Annotated in this window: 17 protein-coding genes and 2 rRNA genes; 7 read left to right on the top strand and 12 right to left on the bottom strand. The window is 70.3% G+C overall.

The genetic code is table 11. From position 1 onward, the window contains the following. Positions 1–17 precede the first annotated feature (17 nt). From LX12_RS00095 to clpS, 3 genes are read right to left on the bottom strand one after another with little or no spacing between them, the layout of a single operon-like run. The gene (locus tag LX12_RS00095; RefSeq protein ID WP_372504883.1) at positions 18–1,091 is read right to left on the bottom strand and encodes a P1 family peptidase; all 1,074 of its coding nucleotides are present in this window, start codon (positions 1,089–1,091) and stop codon (positions 18–20) included. Positions 1,092–1,104: 13 nt separating this feature from the next. Continuing rightward, positions 1,105–1,689 (bottom strand): oxidative stress transcriptional regulator AosR, encoded by a 585-nt coding sequence (gene aosR, locus LX12_RS00090; protein WP_253652489.1) that lies wholly within the window; start codon positions 1,687–1,689, stop codon positions 1,105–1,107. A 3-nt stretch (positions 1,690–1,692) separates the two neighbouring features. Next, positions 1,693–2,073 carry an ATP-dependent Clp protease adapter ClpS gene (gene clpS / locus LX12_RS00085; protein ID WP_253653108.1) on the bottom strand — a complete coding sequence of 127 codons (381 nt, stop codon included), beginning with the start codon at positions 2,071–2,073 and terminating at the stop codon, positions 1,693–1,695. A gap of 38 nt (positions 2,074–2,111) precedes the next feature. Here clpS and LX12_RS00080 point away from each other — a divergent pair, with 38 nt between their 5' ends. The 4 genes from LX12_RS00080 to glgB all read left to right on the top strand — a co-directional run bounded on the left by LX12_RS00080 (position 2,112) and on the right by glgB (position 9,867). Continuing rightward, a complete protein-coding gene (locus LX12_RS00080; protein ID WP_253653107.1) occupies positions 2,112–3,416 on the top strand; it encodes a nicotinate phosphoribosyltransferase in 1,305 nt (434 codons plus the stop codon). Further along, positions 3,413–5,515: an ATP-dependent DNA helicase gene (locus LX12_RS00075; RefSeq protein ID WP_253652488.1), complete on the top strand. Its 2,103-nt coding sequence runs from the start codon at positions 3,413–3,415 to the stop codon at positions 5,513–5,515. The genes LX12_RS00080 and LX12_RS00075 overlap by 4 nt, the downstream gene beginning before the upstream one ends. A gap of 120 nt (positions 5,516–5,635) precedes the next feature. Then, complete coding sequence (locus LX12_RS00070) at positions 5,636–7,654, top strand: alpha-1,4-glucan--maltose-1-phosphate maltosyltransferase (RefSeq protein ID WP_253652487.1); 2,019 nt, start codon at positions 5,636–5,638, stop codon at positions 7,652–7,654. Then, positions 7,651–9,867, top strand: coding sequence for a 1,4-alpha-glucan branching protein GlgB (gene glgB, locus LX12_RS00065; protein WP_253652486.1), 2,217 nt, complete (start codon positions 7,651–7,653; stop codon positions 9,865–9,867). Before LX12_RS00070 ends, glgB begins: the two co-directional genes overlap by 4 nt. 15 nt (positions 9,868–9,882) lie before the next feature. On the opposite strand, the gene LX12_RS00060 is transcribed toward glgB, so the two are convergent. The 5 genes from LX12_RS00060 to LX12_RS00040 are packed head-to-tail and all read right to left on the bottom strand — an operon-like array spanning position 9,883 to position 14,039. Continuing rightward, on the bottom strand, positions 9,883–10,800 hold the full coding sequence (locus LX12_RS00060) for a tetratricopeptide repeat protein (RefSeq protein ID WP_253653106.1): 918 nt from the start codon (positions 10,798–10,800) through the stop codon (positions 9,883–9,885). A 50-nt stretch (positions 10,801–10,850) separates the two neighbouring features. After that, entirely contained in the window at positions 10,851–12,116 is a 1,266-nt protein-coding gene (locus LX12_RS00055) for an MFS transporter (RefSeq protein WP_253652485.1), read from the bottom strand. Continuing rightward, positions 12,113–12,418, bottom strand: coding sequence for an MTH1187 family thiamine-binding protein (locus LX12_RS00050; RefSeq protein WP_253652484.1), 306 nt, complete (start codon positions 12,416–12,418; stop codon positions 12,113–12,115). Before LX12_RS00050 ends, LX12_RS00055 begins: the two co-directional genes overlap by 4 nt. Positions 12,419–12,428: 10 nt before the next feature. Further along, positions 12,429–12,794, bottom strand: coding sequence for a DUF3817 domain-containing protein (locus LX12_RS00045; protein ID WP_372504882.1), 366 nt, complete (start codon positions 12,792–12,794; stop codon positions 12,429–12,431). Between the two features lie 57 nt (positions 12,795–12,851). After that, entirely contained in the window at positions 12,852–14,039 is a 1,188-nt protein-coding gene (locus LX12_RS00040) for an acetyl-CoA C-acetyltransferase (protein WP_253652482.1), read from the bottom strand. 107 nt (positions 14,040–14,146) lie between these two features. On the opposite strand from LX12_RS00040, the gene mce reads away from it, so the two are divergent. Both mce and LX12_RS00030 read left to right on the top strand, forming a co-directional pair. Next, positions 14,147–14,632 (top strand): methylmalonyl-CoA epimerase, encoded by a 486-nt coding sequence (mce, locus tag LX12_RS00035; RefSeq protein WP_253652481.1) that lies wholly within the window; start codon positions 14,147–14,149, stop codon positions 14,630–14,632. Positions 14,633–14,686: 54 nt separating this feature from the next. Further along, positions 14,687–15,703: a hypothetical protein gene (locus LX12_RS00030; RefSeq protein ID WP_253652480.1), complete on the top strand. Its 1,017-nt coding sequence runs from the start codon at positions 14,687–14,689 to the stop codon at positions 15,701–15,703. 6 nt (positions 15,704–15,709) lie between these two features. Here LX12_RS00030 and LX12_RS00025 read toward each other — a convergent pair whose 3' ends face one another. Then, positions 15,710–15,997, bottom strand: coding sequence for an Rv1322 family protein (locus LX12_RS00025; protein WP_372504881.1), 288 nt, complete (start codon positions 15,995–15,997; stop codon positions 15,710–15,712). 2 nt (positions 15,998–15,999) lie between these two features. Next, a complete protein-coding gene (gene nucS / locus LX12_RS00020) occupies positions 16,000–16,683 on the bottom strand; it encodes an endonuclease NucS (protein WP_253652478.1) in 684 nt (227 codons plus the stop codon). Positions 16,684–16,701: 18 nt separating this feature from the next. Between nucS and LX12_RS00015 the strand changes: the two genes are divergently transcribed. Beyond that, a complete protein-coding gene (locus LX12_RS00015) occupies positions 16,702–17,277 on the top strand; it encodes an NUDIX domain-containing protein (protein WP_253652477.1) in 576 nt (191 codons plus the stop codon). A 69-nt stretch (positions 17,278–17,346) separates the two neighbouring features. Here LX12_RS00015 and rrf read toward each other — a convergent pair. Then, positions 17,347–17,463 (bottom strand): 5S ribosomal RNA (gene rrf / locus LX12_RS00010). Positions 17,464–17,559: 96 nt separating this feature from the next. Further along, positions 17,560–19,379 (bottom strand): 23S ribosomal RNA (locus LX12_RS00005); the annotation flags it as partial.

Here is a 19,379-nt window from a genome sequence, read left to right as displayed (position 1 = left end):
CCGCCGGTGACGGCGGGTCAGCCGTGCGACGCCGGGGCGAGGATGTCGCGGTGGGCGGGGATCCCGGCGACGCCCGTCGCCGACAAGACCGCATCCACGATCGCTCGCCGCGTCACGACCGCCGCCGCGGCGCCGATCCGCGCGATGGACGGCACCGCCGGGTGCATCCCGTCCGGGACGTCGGGGTGCGCCGGGGGCTCGACGGCGCCGGTGGCGACGGCGAAGACGGTGTCGCCGTCGAGGGGCGAGTGCGCGGGCCGGATCGCGTGGGCCATCCCGTCGTGGGCGGCCATGGCGACGCGGCGGGTGGCCGCGGGGTCGAGACGGGCGTCGGTCGCGACGACGCCGATGGTGGTGTTGAGGACGGTCGCCTTCTCCCGCAGCTCGCCCAGCGCGGCGATCTGCGCCGCGGAGGGAGCCGTCAGCCCGTGCACCGCCATCTCGTCGGCCGAGGCGTCCCACGGCAGACCCATCCCCGGGTCGACGACGTCGCCGACGGGGTTGGCCACCATGATCGCCGCGACCGTCACCGCGACGCCGTCGCCGAGATCGACCGTGGTGGACGCGGTGCCGACCCCGCCCTTGAGCACCCCGGCGCGGGCACCGGTCCCCGCGCCGACGGAACCCCGCCCGACGGCCGTGCCCGCCGCGGCGAGCGCGGCGGCCCCCATCGCGGCATCGGGACGGTTGCGCCACCCACCGACGGGCAGGTCGAACACGACCGCCCCCGGCACGATGGGCACCACGCCCCCACGGTCGTCCATGCGGAGGCCGACGCCGGCCTCCTCGAGGCCCGCCATGACGCCGTCGGCGGCGGCCAGTCCGTACGCGCTGCCACCGGTCAGCACGATCGCGTGGGCGGTCTGCACCGAGTTGACCGGGTCCAGCAGGTCGGTCTCCCGCGTCCCGGGTCCGCCGCCGCGGACGTCGACGGCGGCGACCGACCCCGCCGGCAGCGTCACCACGGTCACGCCGGTGGCCCATCCCGACCCGGGTGCCTCGGGGGTGGCGACGGTGGCGTCGTCGTCGACACGGTGTGCGTGGCCGACCCGGATGCCGGCCACGTCGGTGATCGACCCGATCCCGCTCACCGGCACGTCGGTCTCACCGCGCGCCCATCACCGCGACGACGAGCAACTCCTGCACGACGGTCAGCCAGTGATAGACGTCGAGGTGAGCCGCCTGCGGGTCGTCGGGCGGCAGGTGGTCGGGGGTGGTCTCGGTGACGCCCAGCATCGCGCCGAGCGCCAACCGGACGTCGTTGATCGCGGCCATCCACTCCTCGGCCTGCGCCCGCGACAGCGTCACGTCGCCGCCGCCCTGGGGCAGCGTGTCGAGGACGGTGCGCAGCGCGCGCGACTTGGCCTCGATGATGTGGGGTTCGTGGACGCTGCGCAGTGCGCCGTTGAGGTCGCCGGTGACGGCGTCGGCGGCGAGGTGGCGGTCCTGGTCGGGCCGGTGGAAGTCCGGCAGGAGGCGGCCGAGCGTGGCGTCCTGCGGGGCCGACGAGTGTCCGACGGCGATCCCGGTCATGGCGGCGAGCTCGTCGTCGGGGGCGGTCGAGGCGCGCTCGTCGAGCAACTCGGTCATCGACGAGACCAGCGAGGCGATGAGCTCGCTCTCGTGGGCGTCGAGGCGGCTCGTGATGCGCAGCGAGTCCCCGCGACCGCGCCGTTTCCAGTTCTGCACCGTTCAGCCGTCGCGCTGCATCGTCGCCCACAGGCCGGCCGCGTGCAGCTTGCGCACGTCGATCTCCACCTTGTCGCGGTCACCGCTGGACACCACGGCCTTGCCCTCGGTGTGCACCTGCATCATCAGCTCCGCGGCCTTGGTCTCCGAGTAACCGAACAGCTTCTGGAACACGTAGGTGACGTAGCGCATCAGGTTCACCGGGTCGTCCCAGACGATCGTCACCCAGGGGCGGTCGTCGGAGGTGTCCGCGTCGGCCGTGTCGGGGTCGGCGACCGCCGCACCGCCCGGGGTAGATTCGTGCCGACCGTCGACCGCGACGGCACCCGACCACCACCGCCGGGGGCGAGCCCCACGGGGTCGGTCGGTGCGTGCGTCTGCGATCGACGTCCGTCCGCGCATGGCCACAAGGGTAGGTGATGGTGAGCATCGACAACACGGCTCTGTTCACCGACCGGTACGAGCTGACGATGGTCTCGGCGGCCCTGCGGGACGGCACGGCACAGCGCCCCTGCACCTTCGAGGTGTTCGCCCGGCGCCTGCCCGACGGGCGTCGGTACGGCGTCGTCGCGGGCACCGGTCGGCTGGTGGAGGCCCTCGCGGGGTTCCGGTTCGACGCCGACCGGCTCGCCGCGCTCAAGGAGTTCCTCGAGCCGGACACCCTCACCTGGCTCGGCGACTACCGCTTCTCGGGCTCGATCGACGGGTACCGCGAGGGGGAACTCTTCTTCCCGGGCTCCCCGGTGCTCACCGTCCGCGGCACGTTCGCCGAGGCGGTCGTGTTGGAGACGCTCGTCCTGTCGATCCTCAACCACGACAGCGCGGTCGCGTCGGCCGCCGCGCGCATGGTCAGCGCGGCCGCCGGACGCCCCATCATCGAGATGGGGTCGCGCCGGACCCACGAGTCGGCTGCGGTCGCGTCGGCTCGGGCCGCGTACCTCGCGGGGATGGCGTCGACCTCCAACCTGGAGGCGACGCGTCGGTACGGCGTCCCCGGCGCGGGCACCAGCGCACACTCGTTCACCCTCGCCCACACCGGTCCCGACGGTCCCGACGAGCGCGCGGCGTTCGCCGCCCAGGTCGACGCGCTCGGTGTCGGCACGACACTGCTCGTCGACACCTACGACATCACCCGCGGCGTCGCCACCGCGGTCGAGGTCGCGGGCACGGGTCTCGGCGGTGTCCGGATCGACAGCGGTGATCTCGGTGTGCTGGCACGGCAGGTCCGCGCCCAACTCGACGACCTCGGCGCGACCTCGACACGGATCGTCGTCTCCGGCGACCTCGACGAGTACGGGATCGCCGCGCTGCGGGCCGAGCCGGTCGACGCCTACGGCGTGGGCACCCAGCTCGTCACCGGCAGCGGCGCACCGACGGCGGGGATGGTCTACAAGCTCGTCGAGGTCGACGGCATCGGGGTGGCCAAGCGCGCCAGCCACAAGGAGTCCCGGGGCGGTCGGAAGGCGGCGGTCCGCACCGCTCGCGACACCGGAACGATCGTCGAGGAGATCGTCTACTCCGCCGACGCCGAACCACCGTCGACCCCGGGGCTGTCGGCCCGCCCGCTGCAGATCCCTCTGGTCCGCGACGGCGAGCCGGTCGCCGACCTGCCCACCCTGGAAGAGGGACGCGCGCACCTCGCCGACGCCCTCGTCAGTCTCCCCTGGGAGGGCCTCGGTCTGTCGTCGGGCGACCCGGCCGTCCCGACCCGTTTCGTCCTCCCGTGAGCGCGATCCCGGGCGTCGGCGAACTCCTCGCCGACGCCGTCACCGCGCTCGGCGGCACCCGCCGCGACGGCCAGCTCGCGATGGCGACGGCGGTGGCGAACGCCATCGACACCGGCGAACACCTCGCGGTGCAGGCGGGCACCGGCACCGGCAAGTCCCTGGCCTACCTCGTCCCGGCGATCCGCCACGCGGTCGAGTCCGGGTCGACGGTGGTGGTCTCGACCGCGACGATCGCCCTGCAGCGCCAACTCGTCGACCGCGACCTCCCCCGGCTGGCGAAGGCCCTGACGAAGCCCCTCGGTCGTGAACCGGTGTTCGCGATCCTCAAGGGACGCGCCAACTACGTGTGTCTGAACAAGATCCACTCCGGTGAGGCGCAGGAGGAGACCGGCGAGCTGTTCGACCCGTTCACCTCCTCGCGCGTCGGTCGCGAGGTCGTCCGCCTGCGCGAGTGGGTGAGCGACACCGAGACCGGCGACCGGGACGACCTGCCGACCGCGGTCATCGACCGCTCGTGGCGGCAGGTCAGCGTGTCGGCCCGCGAGTGCCTCGGCGCCTCGTCGTGCACGTACGGCGCCGACTGCTTCGCCGAGAAGGCCCGGGGGCGGGCGGGCCACGCCGACGTCGTGGTGACCAACCACGCGATGCTCGCCATCGACGCCATCAGCGGCTTCAACGTCCTGCCCGAGCACGACGTGGTGGTGGTCGACGAGGCGCACGAACTGGTCGACCGGATCACGTCCGTCGCGACCGCCGAGATGGCCCCCGCGACGCTCGGGATGCTCGCCCGCCGCTGCGGGAAGCTCGTCGACGACGAGATCGCCGACGACGTCGCCGGCGCGGGCGAGCTGCTCGAGCGCCTGCTCGACGAGGTCACGCCCGGCCGTTGGACGAGGCTGCCCGACGGCGCGGCCGCGGTGTTCGCCGCCGTGCGCGACCGGCTCTGGCGCGCCCGGTCGGCGATCGGGCCCCCGCAGGCCGGCACCGACTCGACCGCGGCTGCAGCGCGCTCGGCCGCGATCACCGGCCTCGACGAGGCCCATGACACGGCCGTCCGCATCCTCGGAGCCTTCGACGACCCCGACGAGTCGCGGCGACGCGACGTCGTCTGGGTCGACGAGGACAGCACGAAGGACGACCGGCGGCGCGTCCTGCGGGTGGCTCCCCTGTCTGTCGGCGGGCTGCTCCGCTCGTCGCTGTTCGCCGACGCGACCGTGGTGCTGACGTCGGCCACGCTCACGATCGGCGGGAACTTCGACGCGCTCGCCGCGACGTGGGGACTGCCGGTGGCCGGCCGCAGCACCGTCGAGACGGTCCCTCCGCAGGCGGCATCGGCGGGCCCCGCCGGTACCGACGAGTCGGTGTACGCGCTGTCGGACCTCACCGCGTCGGGCAGGGCCGTCCCGTCGGACGGCGCGTCGGTCCGCTGGACCGGACTCGACGTCGGGTCGCCGTTCGACCACGCGCGGTCGGGGATCCTCTACGTGGCGACCCACCTCGACCCGCCCGGACGGTCGGGCATGTCGTCGGCGACGCTCGACGAGATGGTCGCGCTCATCGAGGCCGCCGGCGGACGCACCCTGGGACTGTTCTCCTCCACCCGTGGCGCGAAGGACGCGGCCGCCGCGGTCCGCGAGCGGGTCTCCCTGCCGGTGCTGTGCCAGGGCGACGCGCCGACCGGACAGCTCGTGTCCCGCTTCGCCGAGGACGAGGCCGCCTGCCTGTTCGGCACGTTGTCGCTGTGGCAGGGCGTGGACGTGCCCGGGCCGTCGCTGTCGCTCGTGCTCATCGACCGCATCCCCTTCCCCCGACCCGACGACCCGCTGCTGGTGGCCCGGCAGAGCGCCGTCGCGGCGCGCGGCGGCAACGGCTTCCTGTCCGTGGCCGCCCACCACGCCGCGCTGCTGCTCGCCCAGGGCACCGGTCGACTGCTGCGCAGCACCGGCGATCGCGGGGTGATCGCGGTGCTCGACCCGCGCCTGGCCACCGCGCGCTACGGAGGGTTCCTGCGCGCCTCGCTGCCGCCGTACTGGCAGACCACCGACCCGGCCGTCGTGCGCGCAGCCCTGTCCCGCCTCGGCGACCGCTCCACCGTCTGACACCGTCGCCCGAGCCCGCCGGCCCGGGCGTCCCCACTCACCCCGCCGATCCCCTACGGTTGTCTCCAGAGCAGGTGCGGGTCCCCGCACCCCCTCGACGGCAGAGAGGCGGTCGCCCGCGTGATCGGACGAATCGGCATCGACGACGTCGCCCCGGTGATCACCTGCGGGCAGTTCGCCGCGAAAGCCGTTGTCGGCGAGTTCGTCCCGGTGAGCGCGACGGTCTGGCGCGAGGGCCACGACGCCGTCGCCGCGACCCTGCACGTCGACGGCCCCGGTCGAGCGTCGGCGATCGAGACCCCGATGGTGCGTGCCCACGAACCCGACACGTACAACGCGGGTTTCGTCCCGACCGGCGTCGGCTACTGGACGTTCCGCATCGACGCGTGGAGCGACCCGTACGCGACCTGGCACCACGCGGTCACCACGAAGCTCGACGCCGGGCAGGACGCCGCCGAGCTCGCCAACGACCTCGAGATCGGGGCGCGACTGCTGACCCGCGCCGCGGACGGCGTGCCCCCGTCGGACCGACGACTGCTCGACGACGCGGCCGCCGCGCTGCGCGAGGACCGCGACCTCGCCATCCGCGTGCGGCCGGCGCTGTCGCCCGAGGTCGCGGCGGTCCTGCGTGCGCACCCCGTCCGCGACCTCGTCACCAAGAGCCGCGCCCACCGCGTCTGGGTCGACCGTCCCCGCGCACTCTTCGGGTCCTGGTACGAGATGTTCCCCCGCTCGACCGGCGGCTGGGACGACGAGGGCCGACCCGTCCACGGCACGTTCCTGACCGCCGCGGCCGACCTGCCGCGCATCGCCGACATGGGCTTCGACGTGGTCTACCTCCCGCCGATCCACCCGATCGGGAAGGTCAACCGCAAGGGTCCGAACAACACGCTCACGCCGGGTCCGACGGACCCCGGGTCGCCGTGGGCCATCGGGTCCGACGAGGGCGGCCACGACGCGATCCACCCCGAGCTGGGCACCCTGGAGGACTTCCGCTGGTTCCTCTCGCGCGCACGGGAACTGGACATGGAGGTCGCGATCGACCTCGCCCTGCAGTGCGCACCCGATCACCCGTGGGCGCGTGAGCACCCGGAGTGGTTCACCGTCCTGCCCGACGGCACCATCGCCTACGCGGAGAACCCGCCGAAGAAGTACCAGGACATCTATCCGCTGAACTTCGACAACGACCGTGCCGGCATCTACCGCGCGGTCCTCGCCGTCGTCCTGCACTGGGTGTCGGTGGGGGTCAAGGTCTTCCGGGTCGACAACCCGCACACCAAGCCGCCGGACTTCTGGGAGTGGCTCATTGCCGAGGTCAAGAAGCGCGACCGCGACGTGCTGTTCCTCTCCGAGGCGTTCACCCGCCCGGCGCGCCTCTACGGTCTCGCCAAGCTCGGGTTCACCCAGAGCTACACCTACTTCACCTGGCGGACGGCCAAGTGGGAGCTCACCGAGTTCGGTCGGGAGATCGCCGACCACGCCGACGAGGGACGTCCCAACCTCTTCGTCAACACCCCCGACATCCTGCACGCGAGCCTGCAGACCGGCGGACCGGGCATGTTCGCACTGCGCGCCGCACTCGCCGCGACGATGTCGCCGACCTGGGGCGTCTACTCGGGCTACGAGCTCTACGAGTCGCAGCCGGTGCGCGAGGGCAGCGAGGAGTACCTCGACTCCGAGAAGTACGAGCTCCGTCCCCGCGACTTCAAGGCCGCGTCGTCGCGCGGTGAGTCGCTCGAGCCCTGGTTGACCGCGCTGAACCTGATCCGGCGTCGCCATCCCGCGCTGCAGCAGCTGCGGAACATCACGTTCCACCACGTCGACAACGACGCGATCATCGCCTACTCCAAGATCGACCCGATGACCGGCGACCGCGTCGTGGTCGTCGTGAACCTCAACCCGTTCGGGGCCGAGGAGTCCACGCTCTGGCTGGACATGCCGGCCATCGGTCAGGACTGGAACGACCGGTTCTCCGGTGTCGACGAGGTCACCGGCGAACACTTCCACTGGGGCCAGGCGAACTACGTCCGGCTGGAGCCGTGGCGCGCGGTCGCGCACATCGTCGCGCTGCCGCCCGTCGACGCCGCGACAGCGACCCGGCTGTCGTACCGACTGCCGTCCGAGGAGGTGCAGGGGTGACCACGACCGACAGCACGGACCGCCCCGATCCACGGGTTCCCGGGTCGGACGTGCACCGCCTCGCGACGGGCACCCACCACGACCCGCACGCCGTCCTCGGCGCGCACCCCGTCGCGGGGGGCACCGTCCTGCGGACCATCCGGCCCGACGCGCTGTCGGTGACCGCGGTGATCGGTGGCGTCGACCACCCGCTCGAGCACCAGGCCGACGGAGTCTTCGTCGGCCTCGTCGACATCGTGGACCTGATCGACTACCGCTACCGCGTCGTCTACCCCGGGCCGGACGGCACCACGACCGAGTACGTCGTCGCCGACGGCTACCGCTTCCTGCCGACGCTCGGCGAACTCGACCTGCACCTGTTCGCCGAGGGACGCCACGAACGCCTGTGGGACATCCTGGGCGCGCACCTGCGCAGCTACGACACCCCCGACGGCACGGTCACCGGGACGTCGTTCTCGGTGTGGGCACCCGACGCCATCGGGGTCACCGTGATCGGGTCGTTCGACGGGTGGCGGGGCCGCTCGACGCCGATGCGGTCACTCGGGTCGAGCGGTGTCTGGGAGGTGTTCGTCCCCGACGTCGGTGTGGGCACCCGGTACAAGTTCCGCGTCACCGGCCGCGACGGCGCGTGGCGGGAAAAGGCCGACCCGATGGCCCGGCGCACCGAGGTCCCCCCGGCGACCGCGTCGGTCGTCGACGACACCACGCACGCCTGGGCCGACGACGACTGGATCGCCCGTCGGGCCGGGCTCGTCCCGACCGACGAACCGATGAGCGTCTACGAGGTGCACCTCGGGTCGTGGCGGACGGGGCTCGACTACCGACAGCTCGCCGTCGAACTCGGCGACTACGTCGAGCAGATGGGCTACACGCACGTCGAGCTGCTGCCCGTCGCCGAGCACCCCTTCGGTGGATCGTGGGGCTACCAGGTCACGTCGTACTACGCGCCGACGTCGAGATTCGGTACGCCCGACGACTTCCGGGCCTTCGTCGACACGCTGCACGCCCGCGGGATCGGCGTCATCGTCGACTGGGTGCCCGCCCACTTCCCCAAGGACGAATGGGCACTGGCCCGGTTCGACGGCAGCCCGCTCTACGAGCACGCCGACCCCCGGCGCGGTGAGCAACTCGACTGGGGCACCTACGTCTTCGACTTCGGCCGCAACGAGGTCCGCAACTTCCTCGTCGCGAACGCGCTCTACTGGTTCGACCAGTTCCACATCGACGGGCTGCGCGTCGACGCCGTCGCGTCGATGCTCTACCTCGACTACTCCCGACCCGACGGCGGCTGGACGCCGAACGTCCACGGCGGCCGCGAGAACCTCGAGGCGGTCCAGTTCCTGCAGGAGATGAACGCCACCGTCCACAAGACGTTCCCCGGCGTCGTCACCGCCGCCGAGGAGTCGACGTCGTGGCCCGGCGTCACCCGCGACACCACGCTCGGCGGACTGGGTTTCACGATGAAGTGGAACATGGGCTGGATGCACGACACCCTCGGCTACCTCGGCCGGGACCAGGTGCACCGCAGCCATCACCACCACGAGATCACGTTCTCGCTGATGTACGCCTGGAGCGAGAACTTCATCCTGCCCATCAGTCACGACGAGGTCGTGCACGGCAAGGGCACGCTGTGGTCACGGATGCCCGGCGACTCCCGCACCAAGGCCGCCGGCGTCCGGGTCGCGTTGGCCTACATGTGGGCACACCCCGGCAAGCAGCTGTTGTTCATGGGCCAGGACTTCGGACAGAGCGGCGAGTGGTCGGAGTCGCGCTCGCTCGACTGGGATCAGCGTTCGGGGTGGGAGGGCGAGCTGCACGCCGGCATCGCCGCGCTCGTCGCCGATCTCAACGCGGTCTACCGGGCCACCCCCGCCCTCTACAGCCAGGACACGACGCCCAACGGCTACTCGTGGATCGACGCGAACGACACCGCCGGCAACGTCATCAGCTTCCTGCGGTTCGGCAGCGACGGCAGCGTCCTGGCCGCGGTCTACAACTTCTCCGGGACCACCCGCACCGACTACCGCATCGGCCTGCCACAGGCGGGCGTGTGGCGCGAGATCCTCAACACCGACTCCCCGCACTACAGCGGGTCGGGAGAGGGCAACCTCGGGTCCGTCACCGCCGCCGACGAGTCGTGGCACGGACGTCCCGCCTCGGCACGGATGACGTTGCCCGCCAACGGTGCGGTCTGGTTCGTCCCGGAGGTCTGACGACACCCAGACGGGTCAGAACAGCGCGCTGGCGAGCTTGCGGCGTGCCGCGACGACGAACGTCTCGGCCGGGTCGAAGAGCTCGAACAACGACAGCAGGCGTTCGCGTGCCCGCGCGCGGTCGTCGCCCGAGGTCACCCGGACGACGTCGATGATCCGGTCGAAGGCGTCCTCGGGCTGCTGGTTCAGCAGCAGCACGTCGGCCGCGGCCAGCGCGGCGTCGACGTCACCCGGGGCCGCGGAGTCGACCACGGCGGGGTCGTGGGCTCGCGCCCGGACGACGAACTCGATGTTGCGCGCGGCCGAGGCAGCCTCGAGGTTCGACGGATCCTCCTGCGCGAGCGCACGATAGGCCTCGAGCGCACCGTCGAAGTCACCCTCGTCGAGGAGCGCGCCGGCCGCCTCCATCCTCGGGTCCCCGGGTTCCTCCACCGGCGCCTCACCCGTCGACGGGAGACCGGTCAGGCGGTCCCCCACCTTGCCCAGGATCTCGTCGATCCACGCCGAGATCTGCGCCTCGGGCTGCACGCCCTGGAACGCCGACACGGGCTGGCCCGCGGCGATGGCGACGACGGTCGGGATCGACTGGACGCCGAACGCCTGCGCGATGCGCGGGTTGGCGTCGACGTCGACGGTCGCGAGGATCCACCTGCCGTCGGCCTGCTGGGCGAGTCGCTCGAGGATCGGCGAGAGCTGCTTGCAGGGTCCGCACCACGTCGCCCACAGGTCGACGAGGACGAGCACCTGGTCGGACCGGGCGATGACCTCGGACTCGAACGTCGCCTCGGTGATCTCGACGATCGGCGGGACCGCGCCGGGGGCGGACGTCTCCTGTCCCGCGGGGGCGGCGGGGGTCCGTGGTGGCGCCGCGGCGCGCGAGCGTTCGGCGTCGGCGCGTTCCTTGAGACCGGAGAGGTCGACGGCCCCGGACATGGCCGCGGCCCGGGCGAGCGCGCCTGCCTGCGCGCGGTTCTGAGGTCGGCTCACGCGTCCAGTCTGGCACGGACCGCCGGTGTGTCTCCACGCCGCCGGGCACCGCGACCACCGCCCGCGCGCACCACACCCGCGGCCACGCAGCCGAACGCCATCGCGGCCACCGCGACCCACAGCGCGGTGCCCAATGTGGTCGCGCGGCTGACGAACCCGACGACCGCCGGCCCGGCGAGCATCCCCAGGTAGCCGCACCCGACCACCGTCGAGATCACCCGGCCACTGGGCTGGGCGGTCACGTTCCCGGCCGCGGTGAACAGCTGCGGGACGCCGCCGGCCACGCCGATACCGAACACCGCCCACCCGAGGATCCCGACGGCCGGCGCGGGCGCCGCGATCACGACGGCCATCCCCAGCGCCGCGGTCGCAGCACCGCCGCGCACCACGGCGACCGCCCCGAACCGGGCCGTGACGCGGTCGGCGAGGAACCGTCCGACGAGCATCGTCGCGCTGAACGCCCCGAACGCCAGCGCCCCCACGCCGTCACCGACGCCGAAGCGCTCGGTCGTGTGCAGCGCACTCCAGTCGTAGGCGGTCCCCTCGGCGAGCATCAGCGCGAACGCCACCGCGGCCATGAGGACGATCCGTCCCCGGATCCCGGCCGGGAAGCGCGACCCGGCCTCGTGGTCGCGTCCCGCGTCGTCGGTCCGGTGCCGCCCGCGCGTCAACGACGGGCGGATGACGGCGACGCCCACGACCGATCCGACGGCGACCACCGCCACCGTGAGGACGACGGGGACGCCGAGGAACAGTCCGACGGCCACGATCCCGGACCCGACGAGTCCGCCGAGCGAGAAGAAACCGTGGAACGACGACATGACGGGGCGTCCCCGGTCCTGCTCGACGACGACGGCGTGGGCGTTCATGCCCACGTCGATCGAGCCGTTCGCGAGACCGAACAGCGCGAGCGCGAGTGCCAACTGCCAGGTGGTGGACGCGAGGACCGGCAGCAGTGCGGCCACGGCGAGAGTCGCCGCCGCGACGAGGATGACGGCTCGCGACCCGTGACGGTCGATGATCGGACCGCACACCTGCATCCCGAGGAACGCGCATCCGCCGAGCAGCAGCAACAACGCTCCGAGCGTGCCGTGGTCGACACCGGTGGCGTCGGAGATGACGGGGATGTGCGCGACCCACATCGCGGCCAGCAGCCCGTTGACGAAGAAGACGGTGGACACCGCGCGGCGACGCGACGCCCACGGGATCGACGGCGAGGCCGCCGCGCCCGCCTCCGACCGGCCGCCCGCCGGCACGGTCACGCCAGGTGCTCGTCGACCCGGCGGACCTTCGCGGTCAACTGGTCCTCGTGACCGGGTCGGATGTCGGCCTTGAGGACGAGCGAGACCCGGGGTGCGATCGCGAGCACGGCGTCGGTCGCGTCCTTGACGACGGCCATCACCTCGTCCCAGTCGCCCTCGAGGTAGGTGAACATCGCCGTCGTCTGATGCGTGACCCCGGAGGCGCGGACCACGCGCACCGCCTCGGCGACGGCGGCGCTCATGCTGCCGTCGTCGGCGACCGCGGATCCTCCGGACGGGGCGAGGCTGAAGGCGACGATCACCCGGTAACGGTCACACGGATGCGGCGCGGTTGGCAACGGCACCGCGGTCACCGTCGCGCTCGAGGCGGCCGGTGCGCTGCGCCCAGATCTCGAAGACCAGGGTGCCGAACGGCGGGATGCTGGAGAACAGCGCCCACAGGGTGGTCGGCACCGTCCAGCGCAGCACCCGCGCGGTCACGATCGACACGACCACGAAGACGACGAAGACGATCCCGTGGACCATGCCCGGCACCGCGACGGCCTCGGTGTGGCCCTCGACCCACTTGAAGTACATCGCGATCAGCAGGGCCAACCAGGAGATGGCCTCGAGGATCGCCACGACACGGAACACGCGGGCGACGATGCGGGGGTCCAGGACGGAACTCATGGGGACCATTGTGCCCGACGCACCGCGCCCCTACTACTACAGGTAGTAGAGGTCACGGCGTGGACGTCAGGACTGCGCGGGGACCGTGAGGATCAGGGCGTCGCCCTGTCCGCCGGCGCCGCACAGCGCGGCCGCGCCGGTGCCGCCCCCGCGGCGCTGCAGCTCCAGGGCCAGGTGCAGGGCGATGCGTGCGCCCGAGATGCCGATCGGGTGGCCGATGGCGATGGCACCGCCGTTGACGTTGACCTTCTCGGGGTCGATGCCGAGCTGCTGGGTGGAGGCCAGGCCGACCGCGGCGAAGGCCTCGTTGATCTCCACGAGATCGAGGTCGGACGGCGTGATGCCGGCGCGGGCGCACGCCTTCTCGATGGCGTTGGCCGGCTGTGCCTGCAGGGAAGAGTCGGGGCCGGCGACGACGCCGTGCGCGCCGATCTCGGCGAGCCAGCTCAGGCCCAGTTCGGTCGCCTTCTCCTTGCTCATCACGACCACCGCGGCGGCGCCGTCGGAGATCTGCGACGAGTTGCCCGCGGTGATGGTGCCGTCCTTGCGGAACGCGGGACGCAGACGCGAGAGGGAGTCGGTGGTGGTGTCCGCGCGGATGCCCTCGTCCTCGGTCACCTCGACGGGGTCGCCCTTGCGCTGCGGGATGCTGACCGGGACGACCTCGTCGGCGAAGACGCCGTTCTTCCACGCCGCGGCCGCGCGCTGGTGGGACCGCGCGGCGAACTCGTCCTGCTGCTCGCGGGTGAAGGTGATGACGTCGTTGGTCTGTTCGGTCAGCGCGCCCATCGGCTGGTCGGTGAACGGGTCGAACAGACCGTCGAAGGCCATGTGGTCGACCAACTCGGTGTTGCCGTACTTGAACCCGCCCCGGCTGCCGGGCAGCAGGTGCGGTGCCTGCGACATCGACTCCTGGCCCCCGGCGACGATGCAGTCGAACTCGCCGGCACGGATGAGCTGGTCGGCCAGTGCGATCGCGTCGATCCCCGACAGGCACATCTTGTTGATCGTCAGGGCCGCGACGTCCCATCCGATCCCGGCCTTGATGGCGGTCTGACGGGCGGGCATCTGGCCGACCCCCGCGGTGAGGACCTGCCCCATTATCACGTACTCGACCGCCGACGCCGGGACGCCCGCCTTGTCGAGGGCACCGCGGATGGCGGTGGCACCGAGGTCGACGGCGCTGGTGTCCTTGAATGCGCCCATGAGGCGACCGACGGGTGTGCGGGCTCCGGCGACGATGACCGACGACATGGGGGACCTCTTCGTTCTGGTTCGGCGTGTGGTGCGCGACGGCGTGACCGGGCCGCGGGCTCAGCCCGGCCCGAGCGATCGCTCGGTGCTTAGGATACCGTCACAGCATGTCGACCAGTGCATCCACTCCCGCCTCCGTCGCGACCGCCGACCTCGGCGATCTGGTGACCGCGATCGATCACGTCGGCATCGCCGTCGCCGACCTCGACGCCGCGAAGGCGTGGTACGCCGACACCCTCGGGTTCGTCTGTCTGCACCAGGAGACGAACGACGAGCAGGGAGTCGTCGAGGCGATGGTCGGCCCGGCCGACGCCGGAGCGACCCGCGCGGCCCAGATCCAGTTGCTCGCCCCGCTCGACGAGTCGTCGACGATCGCGAAGTTCCTCGACCGCAACGGCCCGGGGCTGCAGCAACTGGCCGTGCGGGTGACCGACGTCGACGAGGTCGTCGCGCGGCTCACCGCGAAGGGCCTGCGCGTCCTGTACCCCGAGCCGCGCCGCGGCACCGCGGGTTCGCGCATCAATTTCGTGCACCCGAAGGACGCGGGTGGCGTGCTGCTCGAGCTGGTGGAACCGCCCGCCGACGTGCACTGATCGCCGCGCGGCGGACCCGCCGCGGCCTCGGACGGGCCAAGTAAGCTACGCGACATGCCGGAACACGATCAGGGCTCATCGCACGGACTCCCGTTCGCCATCGCCATGCGCGGGTACGACCGCGACCAGGTGGCGGAGTTCTTCGCCCGGTCCGACGCGGAGTTGCGGGTCATCGCCGCCGACCGTGATGCCGCGGCCGCCAACGCCCGCGAGCTCGCCGAGCACCTCGACGACGCGCGCGACGAGATCGAGCAGCTCCGTCGCGAGGTCGACTCGCTGTCGGTGCCGGTGACCACCGCACAGGGCATGAGCGACCGCATCTCCCGGATGCTCCAGCTAGCGGCCGACGAGGCCTCGGAGATGCGCGCCAACGCCCAGTCCGAGGCCGCCGAGATCCTGTCCGTCGCCCGCCAGGAGGCGGCGCAGCTGCGGGAGGACGCCTCGGAGGAGGCCAACGCGCAGCTGGCCGCGGCGAAGGTCGAGTCGCAGCGACTGCGGGGCGAGGCGGCCCGGCTCGAGGCCGACGCCCGCACCGCCCACGACGAGAACGCCACGTTCATCGCCGAGCGCACCGCGGCCATGGAATCCGAGCACGCGTCGACGATGGCCGCGGCGAAGAAGGAGGCCGAGCGGATCGTCGCGAACGCGCGCGCCGAGGCCGAGGAACTCGACGCGCAGGCCCGCCGGGACCGCGAGCGGACCCAGGAGGACTTCGACGTCACGATGGCCGCCCGCCGCGACAAGGCGGTACAGGCGGTCAAGGAGTTGGAGCTGTCGTCGGAGGCGACGGCACGCGAGCTCATCGACAACGCCCGCGCCGAGTCCGACCGGCTCCTCGCACGCTCGCACTCCCTCGCGACCGAGCGGGTCACGCGGTCGGCCGAGCTCGTCCAGAGCGCTCGTCAGCTCCGCAGCCGCATGCTCGCGCAGCTCTCCGAGGTGCGCTCGCAGCTCGACGAACTCCCCCGCCTGCTCGCCGAACTCGACGGCGAGGAGGACCTCGTCGAACTGGACAGCACCGACCTCCTGAACAAGGGGCTGTCGGAGGACGCCCAGATCACGCGGTCCTGAACGGCCTCAGCGGCGGTAGCCGGTCCGCGCCGTCCGTCCCCGCCAGCACCCGGTGTGCCAGTGCCGACGGTCGTCGCCGTCACGGTCGTCGGTGGGCCACGCCACGATGTGGGCCGTGCCCGGGGTGATCACCTGGTTGCAGCCCGGACACCGGTAGGGCTTCGTCGCGCGGTCCCCGGTGATCGTGCGGACGTGGTGATCACGGTCGAGACCGTCGGGGCCACGCTCGGTCCGTGCCATGCCGCCCGAGAGCCCTCGGGGGGCGACGCTCGGGCGACGGTTGCGACGGGGCATGCCTAGAACAACCGGAACTCGGTGCTCTCGATGCCCCGGAGGGCGTCGTAGTCGACGGTCACACAGCGGATGCCACGGTCCTCGGCGAGCGTGCGCGCCTGCGGCTTGATGATCTGCGCCGCGAAGACCCCCTGCACCGGGGCGAGGGTCGTGTCCCGGTTGAGCAGCTCGAGGTACCGGGTCAGTTGTTCGACGCCGTCGATCTCCCCCCGTCGCTTCACCTCCACCGCCACCGTGCCGCCGGCAGGGTCCCGACAGAGCAGGTCGACCGGACCGATCGCTGTCATGTACTCGCGGCGGACGAGGGTGTAGCCGGGGCCGAACGTCTCGACGTGCTCGGCGAGCAGCTCCTGCAGATGGGCCTCGACTCCGTCCTTCACCAGTCCGGGATCGATGCCCAGGTCATGGGCGGAGTCGTGCTCGACCTCCCCGAGCAGGATGCGGAGCTCCTCGCCGGCCTTGTTCGTCACGACCCACAGGGCGTGCGCGTCACTGTCCTCGGGAGCGGGATGCTCCACGAGGCGACACGGCGGGCTCATCCAGTTCAACGGCTTGTAGGCGCGATCGTCGGCGTGCACGCTGACCGAGCCGTCGTTCTTGATGAGCAGCAACCGTTTCGCCCGGGGCAGGTGAGCCGTCAGGCGTCCCACGTAGTCGACCTGACATTCCGCGATCACCAAGCGCACGGATGTCACCCTAGTGGCGTGACACCCGCACCCCGACGCGACACCCGCCCGGCCGACGTCCAACGCGTGCGCGGCCGAGAGACGTATCGGAACGCGTGGATGACGGTCACCGAGGACGTCGTGCGGCGGGGGGACGGGAGCGAGGGCATCTACGGGGTCGTCCACCGCGCCCCGGGAGTCGTCGTGATCGCTCGGCAGGTCATCGACAACGAGGAGCGCTTCTGTCTCGTCGAGCAGTACCGGTATCCGCTGGGCGCGCGTCGGTGGGAGTTCCCCGCCGGCACCGCCGATATCGACGACGCCGACGCCCGTGCGACCGGACGTCGCGAACTGCGGGAAGAGACCGGGCTCGAGGCCGGCTCCACCCGTGTCCTCGCCGTCCTGGACGTCGCACCGGGCTTCACGTCCCAGCGCACGACGATCGTCCTCGCGGAGAATCTGTCCGACGGAGCCGAGTCCCGGGACGTCACCGAAGGCGACATGACGTGGGCGTGGTGGTCGAGGCAGGAGATCCTCGACGGCATCGTCGGCGGTCGGATCGTCGACGCGCAATCGGTCGCCGGCTGGGGCGTCCTGCTGGCTCTCGGGCTGTGAATCGCGACGCGAAATGGTCGAGAAAGCACGATGCCCCCGCCGTGAGGCGGGGGCATCGTGGGATGTTGTGTTCGGCGGTGTCCTACTCTCCCACACTGGTTAGGGTGCAGTACCATCGGCGCTGGAGGGCTTAGCTTCCGGGTTCGGAATGGGGCCGGGCGTTTCCCCTCCGCTATGGCCGCCGTAACTCTGTGAAACCACACGGGTTTGTTTATCAACCACGTCGTGTGTGTTGTTTCAGATATTGCACAGTGGATGCGAAACACGCCTTATAGATTGTTGTTGTTGTAAGTCCTCGGCCGATTAGTACCAGTCACCTGCACCCATTACTGGGCTTCCAGTTCTGGCCTATCAACCCCATGGTCTGTGGGGGGCCTTAACCACGCAAAGGTGGTGAGAAACCTCATCTTGGAACAGGCTTCCCGCTTAGATGCTTTCAGCGGTTATCCCTTCCGAACGTAGCTAACCAGCGGTGCTCCTGGTGGAACAACTGGCACACCAGAGGTTCGTCCGTCCCGGTCCTCTCGTACTAGGGACAGGTTTCCTCAAGTTTCTTACGCGCGCGGCGGATAGAGACCGAACTGTCTCACGACGTTCTAAACCCAGCTCGCGTGCCGCTTTAATGGGCGAACAGCCCAACCCTTGGGACCTACTCCAGCCCCAGGATGCGACGAGCCGACATCGAGGTGCCAAACCATCCCGTCGATATGGACTCTTGGGGAAGATCAGCCTGTTATCCCCGGGGTACCTTTTATCCGTTGAGCGACACCGCTTCCACATGCCGGTGCCGGATCACTAGTCCCGACTTTCGTCCCTGCTCGACATGTCCGTCTCACAGTCAAGCTCCCTTGTGCACTTGCACTCAACACCTGATTGCCAACCAGGCTGAGGGAACCTTTGGGCGCCTCCGTTACATTTTGGGAGGCAACCGCCCCAGTTAAACTACCCACCAGGCACTGTCCCTGAACCAGATCATGGTCCGAGGTTGAGGTATCCAATACGATCAGAGTGGTATTTCAACAACGACTCCACCCACACTGGCGTGCGGGTTTCACAGTCTCCCACCTATCCTACACAAACCGAACCGAACACCAATACCAAGCTATAGTGAAGGTCCCGGGGTCTTTTCGTCCTGCCGCGCGTAACGAGCATCTTTACTCGTACTGCAATTTCGCCGAGTCTGTGGTTGAGACAGCAGAGAAGTCGTTACGCCATTCGTGCAGGTCGGAACTTACCCGACAAGGAATTTCGCTACCTTAGGATGGTTATAGTTACCACCGCCGTTTACTGGGGCTTAAATTCTCAGCTTCACCACCGAAGTGATTAACCGGTCCTCTTAACCTTCCAGCACCGGGCAGGCGTCAGTCCGTATACATCGTCTTACGACTTCGCACGGACCTGTGTTTTTAGTAAACAGTCGCTTCTCTCTGGTCTCTGCGACCACCACCAGCTCACCACGTACATGGGTCACCAGCAGTGGTCCCCCTTCTCCCGAAGTTACGGGGGCATTTTGCCGAGTTCCTTAACCACAGTTCTCTCGATCGCCTTAGTATTCTCTACCTGACCACCTGTGTTGGTTTGGGGTACGGGCCGTGTTCCAACTCGCTAGAGGCTTTTCTCGGCAGCATAGGATCATGGAATTCGCCTCAAACGGCTACGCATCACCTCTCAGGCTCGTATGAGACACGGATTTGCCTATGTCTCGCCCTACAGGCTTACACCAGTACAACCACTGACTGGCCCCACTACCTTCCTGCGTCACCCCATCGCTTGCCTACTACCACACAAGGTCCCATGCAGCCCCACACTCGAGACCCGAAGGTCTTCTCGGTGGTTTTGGATGGTTAGTACATGTGATTCAGCATGGACGCTACGAACACGGGTACGGGAATATCAACCCGTTGTCCATCGACTACGCCTGTCGGCCTCGCCTTAGGTCCCGACTCACCCTGGGCGGATTAGCCTGGCCCAGGAACCCTTGGTCATCCGGCGGAAGAGTTTCTCACTCTTCTTTCGCTACTCATGCCTGCATTCTCACTCCCACACCCTCCACACCTGGATCACTCCGGCGCTTCCACGGATGCAGGACGCTCCCCTACCCA

Source organism: Williamsia serinedens (assembly GCF_024171725.1).
Lineage (GTDB): Bacteria > Actinomycetota > Actinomycetes > Mycobacteriales > Mycobacteriaceae > Williamsia_A > Williamsia_A serinedens.
This window is presented reverse-complemented; position numbering and strand designations above follow the sequence as displayed.